Source organism: Nocardia sp. NPDC049149 (assembly GCF_043197455.1).
Taxonomy (GTDB): domain Bacteria; phylum Actinomycetota; class Actinomycetes; order Mycobacteriales; family Mycobacteriaceae; genus Nocardia.
The window spans coordinates 861428-878838 of the sequence record NZ_JBICTD010000001.1; the positions used below are offsets into that span (position 1 = coordinate 861428).

Sequence of the window (17411 nt, forward strand, 5' to 3'; positions counted from 1 at the left end):
GTATTCGCGGCCATGCCAGAAGTGGAACGGCACAAGTACGACGTCGTGGTAATCGGGGCCGGTGGCGCCGGACTGCGAGCGGTGATCGAGGCCAGAGAACACGGCCACTCCGTCGCGGTGGTGTGTAAATCCTTGTTCGGCAAGGCACACACCGTGATGGCCGAAGGCGGCTGTGCCGCGTCGATGGGCAACGCCAACGAAAAGGACAACTGGCAAACGCATTTCAAGGACACGATGCGTGGCGGCAAGTTCCTGAACAACTGGCGCATGGCCGAACTGCATGCCCAGGAGGCGCCCGACCGGGTGTGGGAGCTGGAAACCTATGGGGCGCTGTTCGATCGGACCGAGGACGGCCGGATCAGCCAGCGCAACTTCGGCGGCCACACCTACCCGCGGCTCGCGCACGTCGGTGACCGCACCGGCCTCGAGATCATCCGCACCATGCAGCAGAAGATCGTCTCGCTGCAGCAGGAGGACTTCGCGGCGACCGGCGACTACGAGTCGCGGATCAAGGTGTTCTCCGAGTGCACCATCACCGAACTGCTCAAGGACGGCGACCGGATCTCCGGCGCGTTCGGCTACTGGCGCGAATCCGGTCGTTTCATCCTGTTCGAAACGCCCGCAGTCGTTTTGGCGACCGGCGGCATCGGCAAGTCGTACAAGGTGACCTCGAACTCGTGGGAGTACACCGGCGACGGCCACGCGCTCGCGCTGCGGGCCGGGGCGACGCTGATCAACATGGAGTTCCTGCAGTTCCACCCGACCGGCATGGTCTGGCCGCCCAGCGTGAAGGGCATCCTCGTCACCGAGGGTGTGCGCGGCGACGGCGGGGTGCTGAAGAACACCGACGGCAAGCGCTTCATGTTCGACTACATCCCGCCGGTCTTCAAGGGGCAGTACGCCGAGACCGAGGAGGAGGCCGATCAGTGGTTGCGCGACAACGACTCCGCGCGCCGCACCCCGGACCTGCTGCCACGTGACGAAGTCGCGCGAGCGATCAACGAGGAAGTCAAGGCAGGCCGCGGCACGCCGCACGGCGGCGTGTTCCTCGATATCGCCTCGCGCATGCCCGCCGACGAGATCAAGCGGCGCCTGCCGTCCATGCACCACCAGTTCAAAGAGCTTGCGGACGTGGACATCACGGCGGAGCCGATGGAGGTCGGCCCGACCTGTCACTACGTGATGGGTGGCGTCGAGGTCGATCCCGACACCGGGGCGGCCACCGTGCCAGGGCTGTTCGCCGCAGGCGAGTGTTCCGGCGGCATGCACGGCTCCAATCGGCTCGGCGGCAACTCACTGTCGGATCTGCTGGTGTTCGGCCGCAGGGCCGGGCTCGGCGCCGCCGCCTATGTCGAGCAGCTCGCGCAGCGTCCCGTGGTGTCCGACGACGACGTCACGGAGGCCGCGAAACTCGCGCTCGCACCGTTCGATCCGCCGAGCGAAGGCGCGGGGGAGAACCCGTACACACTGCACACCGACCTGCAGCAGTCGATGAACGATCTGGTCGGGATCATCCGCAAGGAACACGAGGTGCGCGAGGCGATCGCCAAGCTCGCCGAGCTGCGGGCGCGCTTCGAGCAGGTCACCGTCGAGGGCCATCGCCAGTTCAACCCGGGCTGGCACCTGGCGCTCGATCTGCAGAACATGCTGTTGGTCAGCGAATGTGTCGCGCAGGCTGCGCTGTTGCGCACCGAAAGTCGTGGCGGCCACACGCGTGACGATCATCCGTCCATGGACCCCAACTGGCGCAACAAACTGCTGGTCTGCGCGGTGGATCCGGGCACGGCCAAGGATGCGATCCCTGACGTCACAGTGACGCCGAAGGACCAGCTTCCGATGCGGCCGGAACTGCTCGCCCTTTTCGAACTCGGCGAGCTCGAAAAGTACTACACCCCGGACGAAGTCGCCGGGCACCCGACCGCGGTCGGGAATTCGACAGAGCGAGAGGCGTAGCGATGGGTTACGACGCCAAATTCCGCGTATGGCGCGGCGACCTCGACGGCGGCGAGCTGCACGACTTCACCGTCGCGGTGAACGAGGGCGAGGTGGTGCTCGACATCATCCACCGGTTACAGGCCACCCAGGCACCCGACCTCGCGGTGCGCTGGAACTGCAAGGCGGGCAAGTGCGGATCGTGTTCCGCCGAGATCAACGGGCGTCCTCGGCTACTGTGCATGACGCGGATGTCGACCTTCACCGAGGCCGAGGTCATCACGGTGACGCCGATGCGCACCTTCCCGGTGATCAAGGATCTTGTGACCGACGTGTCCTTCAATTATCAGAAGGCGCGGGAGATCCCGTCGTTCACGCCGCCCGCGGATCTGAAGCCGGGCGACTACCGGATGAAGCAGGTCGATGTCGAGCGGTCCCAGGAGTTCCGCAAGTGCATCGAATGTTTCCTGTGCCAGAACACCTGTCACGTGGTGCGCGACCACGAGGAGAACAAGACCTCGTTCGCCGGGCCCCGATTCCTGATGCGGATCGCGGAATTGGAGATGCATCCACTCGATGTGGGCGATCGACGCGACCTCGCGCAGGACGAACAAGGCCTCGGACTCTGCAACATCACCAAGTGCTGTACCGAGGTTTGTCCGGAACATATCAAAATTACTGATAACGCGCTGATCCCATTGAAGGAACGCGTGGCCGATCGCAAGTACGATCCACTGGTGTGGTTGGGCAACAAACTGTTTCGTCGTTGACCTGATCGACGTCGACCAGGTGAGCACCGGCCGGGATCACTCCCGGCCGGTGCGCGCACCCTTCACAAGATTGCCACCACACCGATGGCGACCACCCACACCAGCACGCCGACAAGCAACGCAGGCAGCAATGAGCCGGTGAGAATGAAGACGCCGACCGCCGACACTGCGAAAAGCAGTGCGACGATCAACCATTCCACCCAATCCCCGGGCCGTAATTTCCGGTACCGGGAGTGGGAACCTTTGAGCCCACGGTCCACAAGAAGTGGGCTACCCGAAAGTTGCTTACGCGAAACACCAGGCCGTGGCCGAATCTCGGCCATTTTGTGATCATGTCGATCGGTGCGGCGGGCACCGGGCCCGGCGCGCGTTCAACGCGGCCGGGCCGAGCGCGTCTATTCCGGGCGGTCGAACTCGCCGTCGTGCACGCCCGCGGTGAACGCGGCCCACTCCGCCGGGGTGAAGACCAGCGCTGGACCGTCGGGATTCTTGCCGTCGCGTAGCCCGATATGCCCGTCTGCCAGCACGGCGACCTCCACACTGTCGTTGCCGGTGCCCGCACCCGCCTTGCGCCAGGTCGCTCCGCTCAGATCGACATTCGCGCCACTGTTGATACTCACGACTCCGCCTCGCTACGTTCGCTCACGAAAGAACTCCTTGGCTGCCGGTACCGCGGTCACGAACCGGCGAATTCACCTTCCGTTACACAAGATGTGAACGTGTCCCATTCACCGGGCGTGAAAATCAGGGCGGGTCCGCACGGGTTCTTGCTGTCGCGGACACCGACACGTCCACCGTCGAGGAAGGCGACCTCGACGCAATCCTTGCTTCCGCTGCGCGTGCTCGTAAACCACTGCGCTGCAGACAGATCGATACTCATGCCGCAAACTCCTTCGCTATCTGCCGCAGCAGATGTCTACTGGTTTGGATATCCAGCGCGGCGCGCTGGAGGCACTCGTGTGCCCGATGGTACCGCTGCACGTCGACCGGTCTTTCGAGGTAGAGATCGCCGGTGAAACCCTCCACATACACCACCGGCGGCTCTACCGGCTGTCCTTTACTATCGGTACCGAACTCCAGAACCGTGAACGGTCCCGTTGAATCTCCGAGCGGAATGCCGGCCGCGAACGGCAGGATACGCACCGAAACATTGTTACTGGTACTCAAATCGGCAAGATGTCGTAGCTGCGCCGCCATCACTTTGGCGCCACCGACGACCCGGCGCAAGACCGACTCGTGCAACACCACGGCAACGGTGGCCGGCGAGGCTTTCCTGGTGATCAACGCCTGCCGCTGCAACCGTAGCTGCACGCGACGCTCCAACTCGACCGCGGGATCATCCGGATAGCCGAGACGATGCAGGGCCGTCGCGTAGTCCGCCGTCTGCAGCAAGCCGAGCACCAATTCCGATTGGTAGGAACTCAATTGCTGGGCCGATGCCTCCAAACCCACGTAGACATCGAAGTTTTCGGGGATCAGGTCACCATACGCATGCCACCAACTCTTCACGGCGGCCTGCTGGGCCAGCCCCTTGAGGCCGTCGGCCAGCCCGTCAGGGATGCCGTAGATGCGACACAGCTCTTGGATATCGATGGTGCGAATACGATCGGCCTGCCCCTTCTCCAGGCGCTGCAAAGTGCTTGCGCCCCACTCCATCAGCCGCGATGCCTCGGCGATGGTGAGACCGGCCTGGGTGCGCCAATCGCGCAGGTACCGGCCTAGCTGACGACGGGGTAAGGTAGAGGAGGCGCTGTCGGTACCGGTCGGTCTTTCCGACCCGCCGGACGCTCGCTCCGAACTCGCTGACGCTCTTGCCGAACTCGCTGACACAGCACGCTCCGTTCTGTGTTCGGCTGCTCACCCGTTGGACAGGCGGGGGCAACCAGCAAGCTCGGTTCCCCGTCACTTCGCTTGGGCAGCGGGCTCTTTCGTCCACTATGGAGAATCCTCCCCTCCCGGCTGGTTTTCGTGCTGGGAATTCGCGCGAAATTTTTGGATATCCATCGCGGGCGTTGTTTCATGCACTGTTCAATGGTGTGCTGGAAGTATGCCCGGAGGGACCGTTCGCCATCTTTGTTCCCCTCGCGAAACCCACGGGCACTCAGCAGGAGTCGCCCGCAGGAACGAGGAGTCATGGCTGTACATGTCATTGCGTCGTCCTTGATGACCAGCGATCTCACCCCGCATCGCGCCCGCAGCGTCGGACATGGGAGCTGGGTGGTTTCTTACCTTCCCGGCCGCACCCTGACGTGTGCACAGGCCGTTGCGGCACTGCGGGTTGCCGAAGTGGTGCCTGCGTTGCTCGACACCGTTGCCGAACTCGCCGACGAGGTCGGACTCACGGCGCTGGAAGCGCTCGGCATGGCCGCCAGACAATCGTCATGGGGCGAGGAGTACGTCGCCCCGACCCGACATCGATGGAAGGCCGGCGCGACGCAGGTGGAGGTTGCCTGATGCAGCTCACCAACCTGAACATGCATGTGGCCGCGATGCTCGCCTGCGGGAGCGACCCCGGTGTGATGACAACCGAACAAGCCCATGCGGCAATGCAACTGCACCTCGACTGCACCGTCGACCGGTGCCGTGTCCGCCGCCGGGCGAGGACGACGCTCGTCGAAGCGGGCAGGTGCGTGCTCGACGAACGCGCGCTTCCGCTCTGAATCATGATCAACGGGACATAGCGGTCACGGCCGCCGTGTCCCGTTGTATGTAGGTGCACATCGGCTCATGAGATCGGCTACGGTTCTCGACGCATCATCCGTGTGTGAGAGGCGTGTCGGCGACTGTGTTGTGGCGTTCGGTATCGATTGTTGCCGTTGTCCTGATGGCGGCTGCGCCGGTGAGTGGCGCGGTACCCGAGGGAGCTGCGCCGACCGGATGGGACCGGTACTACCAGCAGCGGCTCGAGTGGAAGCCTTGCGGCGTCGAGAATTTGGACAAAGCGGGCGGTGAATGTGCGGACGTGCTCGCGCCCATGGACTACGGGCAGCCCGACGGCCGCACCGTGACCGTGGCGATCTCGCGGGTGCACGCCACCGATCCGGCGCGCAGGCAAGGCATCCTGATGTCGAACCCCGGCGGGCCGGGCGGGTCCGGGCTGGACAGCGTCGACCTGCTCGGTGACGTGCTGTCACCGGACGTGCTCGCGACACACGACCTCATCGGCATGGATCCGCGCGGAGTCGGCGACTCCACGCACACCGGGCGCTGCGGGTGGCCGATCAGCGAGATGATCCATTCCGCGGGACTGGATCTGCTCGGTTTCGCGCAAGACACCGTGCTATCCGCGGGCATGGCCGCAAGTTGCGTGGTGCGCGACCCGGAGATGCTCAGGCAGTTCACCACCAGCAACACCGCGCGCGACATGGACCTGGTGCGTGCGCTCCTCGGCGAACAAACCATCGACTACTACGGCGACTCCTACGGCACCTATCTCGGCGCCGTGTTCACCCAGATGTTCCCGCAGCGCAGCGGACGGATCGTGCTGGACAGCAACATCGACCCGGACCGGTACTGGGAAGGCCTGGTACAGGATTGGGGTCCGGCGGACGAGGCCGCGCTCGACAACTGGGCGATCTGGGCCGCCACCAAAGACGACACGTACCGGCTCGGCGGCACACCACAGCAGGTGCGGGCCACCATCGAAGAGCTGGTCCGCACGGCCCACCGTCAGCCGATCGTCATCGACGGTTACCCCATCGACGACCACTGGTTCCCGTTCATCCTGCACAGCCTGCTGCACAGCTACCGACTGAACGTGGCCGTCGCCGAGACGGTCCGCGAAATCGCCGACGCCGCAGGCGGTCCCCCGACCGCCTCGCGCTCGACCCGCATGCGCGCCATCGTCGCGCAACTCCGCGAAAGCGAAGACTCCGTCCTCGCCCAAATCGCCTGCGGTGACGCGGGCGCACCCCGCGACCCGTCCTGGTACTGGCGCAACATCGAAGACACCCGCGCCACCCAACCGGTCTTCGGCGCACTAGGAAACAACATCCAACCCTGCGCCTTCTGGCCCGCCCCTGTCGAAACCCCCACGGTCGTCCGCAATTCCGTCCCCGCCCTCCTCCTCCAAGCCACCGGCGACCCACGCACCCCCTACGCCCACGGCGTCCGCCTCCACCAACTGATGACCGAGTCCCGCCTGGTCACCCTCCAAGACGTCCGCATCCACCTAACCTTCCGCCCCAACCTCAGCACCTGCGTCAACAACACCATCAACACCTACCTAGCCGAAGGCACCCTCCCCACCGAAGACCTGACCTGCACCGCAGACAAACCCACCCAGTAGAGGGCAGCGACCGCGAACATTTCGACGTAGCTGATCTCGAAACCCACAGACCCGCACACTTTCTGTCTTCCCGCACACGATCTGGCTAGCAAAATCGTGTGCGGGAAGACAGAAAGTGTGCGGCTGAGAGTCTTTGATCTTGAATCCTGGTCTTTGATCTTGAAAGCTCTCGAAACGGGACCACAGCCAAGTAACCCGGCTGGGACTGGACGACGCGTGATCGACTGCGGAGGTCAGCCGGGTACGGCAGGCGAGGCAACCACGCTACTCCAGTGCAAACCCTTGGCTGCCGCATTCGTCAGGAGACCGTATACCCGAAGGAGCTCTGCCTTCGCCGAGCCCAAAGCGGCACGACCGCAGCCCAACCCGGCCCGTGGGGCGCGGCCTCGAACGGGCGCGGCCTCGGACAGGCGCGGCCTCAGACCGGCGCGGCCTCAGACCGGCGCGGCCTCAGACCGGCGCGGCCTCAGACCGGCGCGGCCTCAGACCGGCGCGGCTTTGGAGGGGCGCGGCTTTGGAGGTTGGTGCGGGTTTCGTAGAGCGTGTTGCGTTTGGGGTGGTGGTTTATCCGCGGGTTGAACGGTCTCCTGGCGAGCGGGACAGTCTCGGGGTTTGCACCCGATAGCGTGGTGGCGTCGTGTGCCGTACCCGGCTGACCTCCGCAGTCGCTCACGCGTTCTCTCGTCCCCGACCGGGTTGCTTGGCTGTGGTCCGGTCCAAAGATTTTCGGGGAAGTGATCTCGAGGGAGGTTGACGGGAGTCCAATGGTGGGCGTCTCGGCGTGTACTGCCGCCATATGACTCCCGTCAACGGCGGTGAGCAACCATTACACTCCCGTCAACGCGGGCGGCAACCACTTCACTCACGCCGATGAAGCCCAGCAACCACTTCTCTCACATCGATCAGGCGGTGTGGGCCGCCCGAGCTCAAGCGACGGCGGCCCAGCTCGGAGCCCTTCAAAGCGATCTTGAAGTGTTGGCGTGAGAGAAATGGTGCGTGTTGCAGTACGCGTCGCAACCACTTCTCTCACGCCAACCAGGTTCAGCAACCATGAATCCCCCCGGTATGTCCGGAGACTTCATCTCTTGAGGAGGATGGAGTCGTGTCGTCGAGGAAGAAGTACCCGCAGGAGTTGCGTGAGCGGGCCGTGAGGATGTTCGTCGAGGTCCGCGAACAGTACGAGTCGGAGTGGGCTGCCATGAGGGCGGTCGCCGACCTGCTCGGGGTCGGAACCCCGGAGACGGTTCGTAAGTGGGTGCGTCAAGGCCAGATCGACACTGGTGTCGTTGCGGGTATCACAAGTGATGAGTCCGCGGAGCTGAAGCGACTGCGGCGCGAGAACGCGGAACTCAAGCGTGCCAACGGAATTCTGAAGGCCGCGTCGGCTTTCTTCGCGGCCGAACTGGACCGGCCTCAGCGCTGACCGTCAGGTTCATCAGCGAACACCAGGGCCACCGGGTCGAGGGTGGTCTGCGATGGGGTGTCGAGTCGATCTGTGCCGCGCTCGAAGAGCTCGGTGTCAAGATCGCCCCATCGACCATGACCGAGCCGTTTACGGCGTGTCGCCACCAGGTCTCATTCGTGGAGCGATAGCTCCACGAATGGGACCTGACCGCGAAAACCCATAACCTCACCAGCCCCAGATCACTCATCACTCCTCGATCCTGGCCCTCGATCCTGGCCCTCGATCCTGGCCTGGCGGAGAGGTTTTGATCTGGTCAGGCCGCCACAGGCGTAGGCCCTTCAGCGAACTGCGTGCGGTACAGCTCGGCGTAGCGACCTTCGGCAGCCAGGAGTTGAGGATGCGTCCCCCGCTCGATGATTCGACCCTCTTCCAAAACCAGGATTTGGTCGGCGGCGCGGATGGTGGACAGCCGGTGGGCGATCACCAGGGCGGTACGGCCTGCCAGTGCTTCCGAGAGTGCTTCTTGGACGGCAGCTTCCGAGGTGGAGTCCAAAGACGCGGTCGCTTCGTCGAGGATGACCACGCGGGGTTGCTTGAGGAGCAGGCGGGCGATGGTCAGGCGTTGACGTTCGCCGCCGGAGAGGCGGTAGCCGCGTTCGCCGACCACGGTGTCCAGGCCGTCGGCGAGGGACTCGACCAGGTCGCGTAACCGCGCGCGCTGCAAAGCATCCCAGAGTTCGGGCTCGGTGGCTTCGGGGCGGGCCAGCAGGAGGTTGGCGCGGATGGTGTCGTGGAACAGGTGGCCGTCCTGGGTGACCAGGCCGACCGTTTCGCGCAGGGATCGGGTGGTCAGTTCTCTGACGTCGGTGCCGTTGAGGCGGACCGTGCCGCCGTCGACGTCGTAGAGGCGGGAAACCAGTTGGGCGACGGTGGATTTGCCTGCGCCTGAGGAGCCGACGAGGGCGATGAGCTGGCCGGGCTCGGCGCGGAACGAGACGTTGTGCAGTACCTCGACGCCGCCGCGGGTGTCCAAGGTGGCGACGTCTTCCAGCGAGGCCAAGGAGACCTTGTCGGCGGCGGGGTAGCCGAAGGTCACGTTGTCCAGTTCGACGGCGACGGGGCCGTCCGGTACCGCCACCGCGTCGGGAGCGTCCTCGATCAGGGGCTTCAGGTCGAGGACCTCGAAGACGCGTTCGAAGCTCACGAGCGCGGCCATGATCTCCATGCGTGCGCTGGCCAGGGCCGTCAGCGGGGTGTAGAGCCTGGTCAGCAGCAGTGACAGGGCGACGACCGCGCCCGCGTCGAGTTGACCGCGCAGGGCGTACCAGCCGCCGAGTCCGTAGACGAGGGCGATGGCCAGCGCGGACACCAGGGTGAGCGAAGTGACGAAGATGGTCTGCAGCATCGAGGTGCGGACGCCGATATCGCGCACCCGGCCTGCCCGCAGGGCGAACTCGTCGGATTCCTGGTGCGGGCGGCCGAAGAGTTTTACCAGGGTGGCGCCCGGCGCGGAGAAGCGCTCGGTCATCTGCGTGCTCATGGCGGCGTTCAGTTTGGCCGCCTCGCGCTGCATGTCGGCGAGGCGGTTGCCCATCCGGCGGGCCGGAATCACGAATACCGGGAGCAGCACGAGGGCGATCATGGTGATCTGCCAGGAGATGCTGAGCATCACGCCGAGGGTGAGTGCCAGGGTGACCAGGTTGGCGACCACGCCGGAGAGGGTGTCGCTGAAGGCGCGCTGTGCGCCGATCACATCGTTGTTCAGCCGGCTGACCAACGCGCCGGTCCGCGTCCGGGTGAAGAAGGCGATCGGCATCTTCTGCACGTGGTCGAAGACCGCGGTCCGCAGGTCGAGGATGAGTCCCTCGCCGATGCGCGAGGACAGCCAGCGGATACCGAGCCCGAGCACCGCGTCGAAGAGCGCGAGCACGGCGATGATCAGCGCGAGGGTGACCACGATGCGTGGCGCCGCGCCGCCGACGATGTTGTTGACGACCCGGCCCGCCAGCACCGGCGTCGCCACCGCGAGCAGCGCCGACACCACGCTGAAGAGCAGGAACACCCCGATCCGGCGGCGATGCGGCGCGGCGAACCGCAGGATGCGCCTGGCCGTCGCCATGCTGAACGGCCGCTGCTCCTGCGGTGCGTTGGCCCGCCGGTACATCTGGCTCCACGCCACCGATTCGATACTCACGTCGACACTCCCTCTTGCTCCCCACCCATCAAAGTCCTACCCACCGACACTAAAACCTCAACAAAAGTTGAGAGCAAGTCGTTTCCACCCGTTCCCGATTCCGCGCTCAGCGAAATACCACCCCAAAAGCCGCACGCCTAGGCTGACGAAGTGATCGAGAACCGAGTGGTGGCGGGGCTGCGGGGCAGGATCGCGGGTGAGGTCGACGGGTCGCAGCGGCGGCGGGCGGAGTATTCGTCGGATGCGTCGAACTATCGGGTGTTGCCGGCGGCGGTCGTGTTTCCGCGCGGGGACGAGGATGTGGCCGCCGCACTCGAATTCGCGGGCGAGAACGGGCTGTCGGTGACGGCGCGTGGGGGCGGGACCTCGGTGGCCGGGAACGCGATCGGACCCGGGCTGGTGCTGGACTTCAGCAGGCACATGAATCGCGTCATCGGCATCGACCCGCAGGCACGGATCGCGCACGTGCAGCCGGGGGTGGTGCTGTCGGAATTGCAGCGGGCGGCACGGCCGCACGGGCTGCGCTTCGGACCGGATCCGTCGACGCAGAATCGGTGCACGCTCGGCGGGATGATCGGCAACAACGCGTGCGGGCCACGCGCGGTCGCCTGGGGGCGAACCTCGGATACGGTGCGAGAGTTGCGGATTCTCGACGGCGGCGGCACCGAGCGGAGGTTGTCCGACGACCTGTCCGTGTTGCCGGGACTCGCCGAGTTCACCATGGCGAATCTCGCGGTGCTTCGCACCGAGCTCGGCCGCTTCGACCGGCAAGCCTCCGGGTACGGGCTCGAACATCTACTGCCGGAACGTGGTTCCGCGGTGGCGAAGGCGTTCGTCGGCACGGAGGGCACCTGCGGTCTGCTGCTCGACGCGACGGTCGAGCTGGTGCCGCTGCCGAGATCTACCGTGCTCACCGTGCTCGGCTACCCCGACATCGCCACCGCCGCGGACAATGTCGCCGCGGTGCTGGCCACCGCGCCGACCGCGGTCGAGGGCATCGACGCACGGTTGGTCGATGTGGTGCGCGCGCACCGCAGCACCGTTCCCGAGCTACCGCGTGGCGGCGGCTGGTTGTTCGTGGAGTCCGCGGGCGAGAGCCAGGCCGATGCGCTGGCCCGCGCCGAACAGCTGTGCCGCACTGTCGACGCGCTCGACTCCCGCATCGTCACCGATCCCGTTGCCGCGGCGGCACTCTGGCATATCCGCGCGGACGGCGCAGGCCTGGCCGGGCGCACCGCGGACGGACATCCGGCCTGGCCCGGCTGGGAGGACGCGGCGGTGCCGCCGGAGCGACTCGGCGCCTACCTCCGCGACTTCGCCGACCTGACCGCCGAACACGGCGTGGATGGACTGCTGTACGGCCACATCGGCGACGGCTGCATCCATGTTCGCCTCGATCTGCCGATCGCCGATGCGCCGCAACGCTTCCGGCGCTTCCTGTTCGATGCCGCCGACCTGGTGGTCCGCCACGGCGGTTCGCTGTCCGGCGAGCACGGTGACGGTCGCGCCCGCTCGGAGCTGCTCTCCGTCATGTACTCCCGCACGGTGCTCGACGTATTCGCCGGATACAAGGCCCTTTTCGACCCGGCGAACGTGTTGAACCCCGGCGTTCTCATCGATCCTCGGCCGATCGACGCCGACCTGCGAGTGGCCGGAATTCCGGCAATACCGATGGCGGGCTTCGCCTTTCCGCATGACCACGGCGATCTGAGCACCGCGGTGCATCGTTGCGTCGGTGTCGGCAAGTGCCGTGCGGATACCCGCGCCGCCGGTGGCTTCATGTGCCCGTCCTACCTGGCCACCAAGGACGAGAAGGACAGCACCCGTGGCCGCGCGCGGGTGTTGCAGGAGGTGGTCAGGGGCGCGCTGCCCTGGTCGTCCGACGCGGTGGCCGAGTCGCTCGATCTCTGCCTGTCCTGCAAGGCATGCCGTTCCGACTGCCCAGCGGGGGTCGATGTCGCCACCTACAAGGCCGAGGCCTTGTATCGCCGGTATCGGCGCCGCCCACGCCCACTCGACCACTATTCCCTCGGCTGGCTGCCCCGGTGGCTGGCCGCCGCGACCAGGCTGCCCCGCACCGCGAACGCGATCGCCGAGGTCGCGGTGCTGCGCCGAATCGGCTTGCGCGCGGCGGGTATTGATCCACGTCGCGAGGTGCCGCGCCTGGCGGAACGCAGCTTTCGCCGCATCTGGCGCGACCTCGGCGGCGAGCTGCCCGCGGGCGATCCCACGGGACCGTGGCTCATGTCCGCAGACACCACGGGACCAGAGCTCATACCCGCAGACCACACGGGGCCCGAGCTCATGTCCGCAGACACCATGGCAACACCTCCGGCACCCGGCCCGGCGTCCGCCGACCCCACGGCGCGCCTGCCCGAGGTCATGCTGTGGATCGACACCTTCACCGATGCCTTCGACCCCGAAATAGCCCTGGCCGCAGCACAATTGCTGCAGTCACTCGGCTACCGGGTCCGCATTCCCGAACGCCGGGTGTGCTGCGGACTCACCTGGATCAGCACCGGCCAGTTGGACGGCGCCAGGAAACGCTTGCGCGCCACCATGACCGAGCTGGACACTCATGTGCGCGCAGGCGGCCTCGTGGTCGGCTTGGAGCCGTCCTGCACCGCGGTGCTGCGCGCGGATCTGCCCGAGCTGTTTCCTGACGATCCCCGCGCGGCCGCGACCGCGCGTGCCGTGCGCACGCTCGCCGAGTTCCTCACCGAACAACCCGACTGGCGCCCACTGCGACATTCACCGCGAACAGTGGTCGTGCAACCACATTGCCATCACCACGCGATTCTCGGATTCGACGCCGATCGCCGGTTGTTAACCACAATGGGTATGAATGTGACTGAAATCACCGGATGCTGCGGCCTCGCGGGAAATTTCGGAATGCAGCGCGACCATTACGACATTTCGGTCGCGGTAGCCGAGAACGGCATGCTGCCCGCACTGCGCAACGCTGCAGACGAGGCCGTCTTCCTCGCCGACGGCTTCTCCTGCCGCACCCAAGCCAACCAGCTGGCCGATCGCTCCGCCCGTCATCTAGCCCAATTCCTGCTGGGCCAGTGAAACTTTCACGCGCTCACCGAATCACCGCACGGCGAGCGCGTGCACCGGGATCAGCTGCCGAACGGCAGGGTGCCCGGCGGGATCTGATAACCCGAGCTGCCTGCGGAAACGCCACCCCAGGCGTTGAGCAACCAGTTGAGCACGTTGGTGATCATGAATACCTCCATGTGGCGACTGCCAGCTGTTTGCCGATCGCACCAATATCGCCACTCTTATTCGTCGCGTTACAAAATACCGGCGAACTGCATTGATGCAGAATCGGCATCGAATAACGTCGAATTACGTTGGGCGCGAGGAGCTTGCCGACCAACAGTGGAGTACCGGACATTCCACACCACCCCGTCAGGCAGAATGAACCGATGCGTAACGCGACGGTCGAGCCGGTAGTTGACCCCACCGGTCCGACCAGGACCGTGACGTCCGACCGTCCGATCGACCTCGCCAGCACCATCGCCCCGCTGCGCCGCGGCGCAGGCGATCCGTGCCACCGTACAACCGGCGACGGCGCGCATTGGCACGCCTCCCGCATGTCGACCGGGCCGGTCACCTACCGGCTGACCCAGTCCGGCCCGTGCGCGGTGCACGCGCAGGCGTGGGGCCCCGGCGCAGGCGAATTCCTCGACGGGCTCGACCACATGCTCTGCCTGGACGAGGACGTGGGCAACTTCGTCCCGGACCATCCCAAGCTCGTCGAGGCGCATCGCCGGTTCCCCGGACTGCGGATGCTGCGCACCGGCCTGGTCTTCGAGGCGCTGGTCCCCGCGGTGCTCGAGCAGAAGGTGCACACCATCTCGGCCCGCACCTCGTGGCGAAAGCTGGTGCGGCAGTTCGGCGATCCCGCACCAGGCCCGGCGCCGGAGGGCCTGCGGCTGCCGCCCGACGCCGACACCTGGCGGCGGGTGCCGTCCTGGGCGTTCCATCGCGCCAACGTCGGCCCGCAGCGCGCCCAGACGATCGTGCGCGCCGCCAGAGTGGCGGACTCACTGGAGCGCGCGGCGGATGTCGACCCGGCCGAAGCCGCCCGCAGGCTGCGGACGATCCCCGGCATCGGCGTGTGGACCGCCGCCGAGATCGCCCAGCGCGCCTTCGGCGACGCGGATGCGTTGTCGGTCGGCGATTTCCACCTCGCTGCGGTCGTCGGCTGGACCCTGCTCGGCCATCCGATCGACGACGACACCATGGTCGAATACCTGGAACCGCTTCGGCCGCACCGTTATCGGGCCGTGCGCCTGTTGGAGATCAGCGGCCAGGCGCACAAGCCGAAGTTCGGCCCGCGCACCCCGCTGACCGATCACACCTGGCACTGACAGGCCGGCTCAGCTGCGCCGTGCCTCGAGCCCGTCCAGGATCCGGACCAGGCCGTAGCGGAACTTCCGGTCGCGACGCTCGATCGGGTCGCTGTCCCAATCGTCCTGCTGGAATCGCGGATAGTCCTTCGCCGCAGCCTCGGCCGCCGGTCGCAGCTGTGCCACGAATTCCTGCTCCGTCTGCCCGGACCTGGTGAGCATGGCCAGCCAGGCGGCCTCGGTGATGCCCATCCCGATCACATAGCTCATCAGCGCGCTGATGGCATCGCTCGCCTCCTGCGCGGGGAACCCACCCACCTCGAACATCCCGACCAAGCCGTCGTTGAGCCGCATGACGTTCGGGCCGAGGTACGACAGCCCGACCTGGCCCAGCGTCGAAGCCATCCATGGATGGCGCAGGATCATCGCGCGCACGCTTTCGGCGCAGTCCTCGGCGGCCGAGCGCCATTCCGCCCCATCGGTGATCGCACGAACCCTGATCTCGCCGTAGACCTCGTCGACGACCAGCTCGATGAGCTCGTCGCGGTTGGCGACGTGCCGGTAGAGCGAGGTCGCGCCGGCATTGAGCCGGGTGCCGAGCTGGCGCATGGTCAGCGCCTCCATGCCTTCGGCGTCGAGCAGGGCGACGGCCTCGGTCACGATGTGCTCCCTGGTCAGCGCAGGCTGTTCCCTGCCACGCCGCGGGCGCGTCCACACCGATCCGACCTGCTGTTTCTCCGCGGGCATCGCGACTCCTTCCGTTGCAGCGAGCATAGCGCACGATGTTCGCACTTGCGAACGCGATGAATTGATGCGTACATTGTTCGCATCAAGCAAACGTCGTACGCAACACTGTGAGAAGAGAGCTTCCGATGGACGTGACGGACACCCGCAACCCGAAACGCTGGTGGATTCTGATCGTGCTGTGTCTCAGCGCGCTGGTCCTGGTCATCGACAATTTCGTGCTCGCCGTGGCAGTGCCGCCGCTGGCCGAGGATCTGAACGCGAGTGCGCAAGACATCCAGTGGATCCTGGACTCCTACATCCTGGTCTTCGCCGGTCTGCTGCTCACCTCGGGCAGCCTCGCCGACCGGTTCGGCAGGCGCCGGGTGATGCTCATCGGCCTCGTCCTGTTCGGCGTCGCCTCACTCGGCGCGACGCTGGCGACGAGCCCGATCGAGATGATCATCGCCCGCATCGTGATGGGAATCGGTGGCGCGCTTGTCCTTCCGAGCACGCTGTCCATCCTGATCACCGTGTTCGACGACGACGAACGCCGCAAGGCGATGAGCTTCTGGAGTGCCGCTTCGGTGCTCGGCCTGGTCGGCGGCCCGGTGCTCGGCGGCGTGCTGATCGCCCACTTCTGGTGGGGCGCAGCGTTTTTGATCAACATCCCGGTCGCCGCCGTCGCCATCATCGCCGCGCTGGTGCTGATGCCGGAGTCCAAGGGACCGTGGACCAAGCCCGACGTGCCGGGTGCGGTGCTCTCCATGATCGGCATGACCGCGCTGGTGTGGACCATCATCGAATTCCCCAATGCCGGTTTCGATCACGCGTCGACGCTGATCACGCTCGCCATCGCCGTTGTCGCGCTCGTCGCCTTCCTGGTGTGGGAGACCCGCGTCGAGCATCCGATGGTGCCGCTGCAGCTGTTCCGCAACCGCGACTTCTCCGGCGGCAGCCTGTCACTGACCCTGGTCCAGGTCGCCAACGGTGGTCTGCTGCTGGTGCTGACCCAATACCTGCAGTTCGTGCTCGGCTACTCACCGACCAAGGCCGGGCTGGCGTTCATCCCGATGATGCTCGCCTCCATCGTGTGCAACGGACTCGGCGCCGGTCTCGGCACCAAGGTCGGCAACCGCACGCTCGCCGTCACCGGCATGCTCATCTCGACCGTCGGCCTCGGCCTGTTGGCGAGCCTGTCCGCGGACAGCGGCTTCGGCATGCTCGCCCTCGCGCTGGTGGTGCTCGGCGCCGGTGCGGGCCTCGCACAGCCCGCGGCCATCGCCGCGCTGATGAGCGCGGTGCCGACGGAGCAGGCGGGCGTCGGCTCGGCGCTGAACGACACCATTCAGCAGGCGGGCGCCGCCCTCGGCATCGCGGTCCTCGGCAGCATCCTGTCCAGCACGTTCACCAGCACCATGCCCGACTCGGCGCCCGAAATCGCCAAGCACTCGATCAGCGATGCGCTGGCGCTGGCCGCCGCCACCGGCGACAGCGCACTTCTCAGTACGGCACGGGAAGCGTTCACCTCGGCCATGTCGGCCAGCTTCCTCGCGGGCGGTGCCGGCATCCTGTCCGGCGCGATCGTCGCCCTGTTCGTCATGCGCAACAAGAAGCCTGCGCAGGCCGAGGGGATCGAAGAGGCGGCGCTGGTGAAGTAGCGCAACAGGATTCACCCGAAACCGGCCCGATCGGCACATGCCGATCGGGCCGGTTGTCGGTGTCGAGGGTCGTGGGTTGA

14 protein-coding genes and 1 pseudogene are annotated in these 17411 nt (G+C 66.2%); 9 read left to right on the forward strand and 6 right to left on the reverse strand.

The features are described 5' to 3' along the window. Positions 1-12 precede the first annotated feature (12 nt). Positions 13-1953, forward strand: a complete 1941-nt coding sequence (locus ACGFNJ_RS04105; protein WP_393443123.1) for a fumarate reductase/succinate dehydrogenase flavoprotein subunit — start codon at positions 13-15, stop codon at positions 1951-1953. A gap of 2 nt (positions 1954-1955) precedes the next feature. Then, positions 1956-2702 (forward strand): succinate dehydrogenase/fumarate reductase iron-sulfur subunit, encoded by a 747-nt coding sequence (locus ACGFNJ_RS04110; RefSeq protein WP_069161240.1) that lies wholly within the window; start codon positions 1956-1958, stop codon positions 2700-2702. 62 nt (positions 2703-2764) lie between these two features. Here the strand turns inward: ACGFNJ_RS04110 and ACGFNJ_RS04115 are convergent, their stop codons facing one another. The 4 genes from ACGFNJ_RS04115 to ACGFNJ_RS04130 all read right to left on the reverse strand — a co-directional run bounded on the left by ACGFNJ_RS04115 (position 2765) and on the right by ACGFNJ_RS04130 (position 4532). Beyond that, on the reverse strand, positions 2765-2902 hold the full coding sequence (locus ACGFNJ_RS04115) for a hypothetical protein (RefSeq protein WP_393443126.1): 138 nt from the start codon (positions 2900-2902) through the stop codon (positions 2765-2767). 195 nt (positions 2903-3097) lie between these two features. Continuing rightward, positions 3098-3322, reverse strand: a complete 225-nt coding sequence (locus ACGFNJ_RS04120) for a DUF397 domain-containing protein (protein WP_069161238.1) — start codon at positions 3320-3322, stop codon at positions 3098-3100. Between the two features lie 56 nt (positions 3323-3378). Further along, the gene (locus ACGFNJ_RS04125; protein WP_393443128.1) at positions 3379-3582 is read right to left on the reverse strand and encodes a DUF397 domain-containing protein; all 204 of its coding nucleotides are present in this window, start codon (positions 3580-3582) and stop codon (positions 3379-3381) included. Continuing rightward, positions 3579-4532 carry a helix-turn-helix domain-containing protein gene (locus ACGFNJ_RS04130; protein WP_393443130.1) on the reverse strand — a complete coding sequence of 318 codons (954 nt, stop codon included), beginning with the start codon at positions 4530-4532 and terminating at the stop codon, positions 3579-3581. Before ACGFNJ_RS04130 ends, ACGFNJ_RS04125 begins: the two co-directional genes overlap by 4 nt. A 303-nt stretch (positions 4533-4835) precedes the next feature. Between ACGFNJ_RS04130 and ACGFNJ_RS04135 the strand changes: the two genes are divergently transcribed. The 4 genes and pseudogenes from ACGFNJ_RS04135 to ACGFNJ_RS04150 form a co-directional block, all read left to right on the forward strand. Next, the gene (locus ACGFNJ_RS04135) at positions 4836-5156 is read left to right on the forward strand and encodes a hypothetical protein (RefSeq protein WP_393443132.1); all 321 of its coding nucleotides are present in this window, start codon (positions 4836-4838) and stop codon (positions 5154-5156) included. Beyond that, positions 5156-5362 carry a hypothetical protein gene (locus tag ACGFNJ_RS04140; RefSeq protein WP_393443134.1) on the forward strand — a complete coding sequence of 69 codons (207 nt, stop codon included), beginning with the start codon at positions 5156-5158 and terminating at the stop codon, positions 5360-5362. The genes ACGFNJ_RS04135 and ACGFNJ_RS04140 overlap by 1 nt, the downstream gene beginning before the upstream one ends. A gap of 104 nt (positions 5363-5466) precedes the next feature. Continuing rightward, entirely contained in the window at positions 5467-6990 is a 1524-nt protein-coding gene (locus tag ACGFNJ_RS04145; RefSeq protein WP_393443136.1) for an alpha/beta hydrolase, read from the forward strand. Positions 6991-8092: 1102 nt separating this feature from the next. After that, a pseudogene (locus ACGFNJ_RS04150) lies at positions 8093-8538 on the forward strand (transposase); the annotation flags it as partial. A 170-nt stretch (positions 8539-8708) separates the two neighbouring features. Here the strand turns inward: ACGFNJ_RS04150 and ACGFNJ_RS04155 are convergent. Continuing rightward, positions 8709-10589 carry an ABC transporter ATP-binding protein gene (locus tag ACGFNJ_RS04155; RefSeq protein ID WP_393443138.1) on the reverse strand — a complete coding sequence of 627 codons (1881 nt, stop codon included), beginning with the start codon at positions 10587-10589 and terminating at the stop codon, positions 8709-8711. Positions 10590-10739: 150 nt separating this feature from the next. On the opposite strand from ACGFNJ_RS04155, the gene ACGFNJ_RS04160 reads away from it, so the two are divergent. Next, on the forward strand, positions 10740-13661 hold the full coding sequence (locus tag ACGFNJ_RS04160) for an FAD-binding and (Fe-S)-binding domain-containing protein (protein WP_393443140.1): 2922 nt from the start codon (positions 10740-10742) through the stop codon (positions 13659-13661). A 359-nt stretch (positions 13662-14020) separates the two neighbouring features. Beyond that, positions 14021-14968 carry a DNA-3-methyladenine glycosylase family protein gene (locus ACGFNJ_RS04165; protein WP_393443142.1) on the forward strand — a complete coding sequence of 316 codons (948 nt, stop codon included), beginning with the start codon at positions 14021-14023 and terminating at the stop codon, positions 14966-14968. A 9-nt stretch (positions 14969-14977) separates the two neighbouring features. Here the strand turns inward: ACGFNJ_RS04165 and ACGFNJ_RS04170 are convergent, their stop codons facing one another. Beyond that, on the reverse strand, positions 14978-15694 hold the full coding sequence (locus tag ACGFNJ_RS04170) for a TetR/AcrR family transcriptional regulator C-terminal domain-containing protein (RefSeq protein WP_393443144.1): 717 nt from the start codon (positions 15692-15694) through the stop codon (positions 14978-14980). Between the two features lie 125 nt (positions 15695-15819). On the opposite strand from ACGFNJ_RS04170, the gene ACGFNJ_RS04175 reads away from it, so the two are divergent. Then, the gene (locus ACGFNJ_RS04175; RefSeq protein WP_393443146.1) at positions 15820-17331 is read left to right on the forward strand and encodes an MFS transporter; all 1512 of its coding nucleotides are present in this window, start codon (positions 15820-15822) and stop codon (positions 17329-17331) included. Positions 17332-17411: the final 80 nt, after the last annotated feature.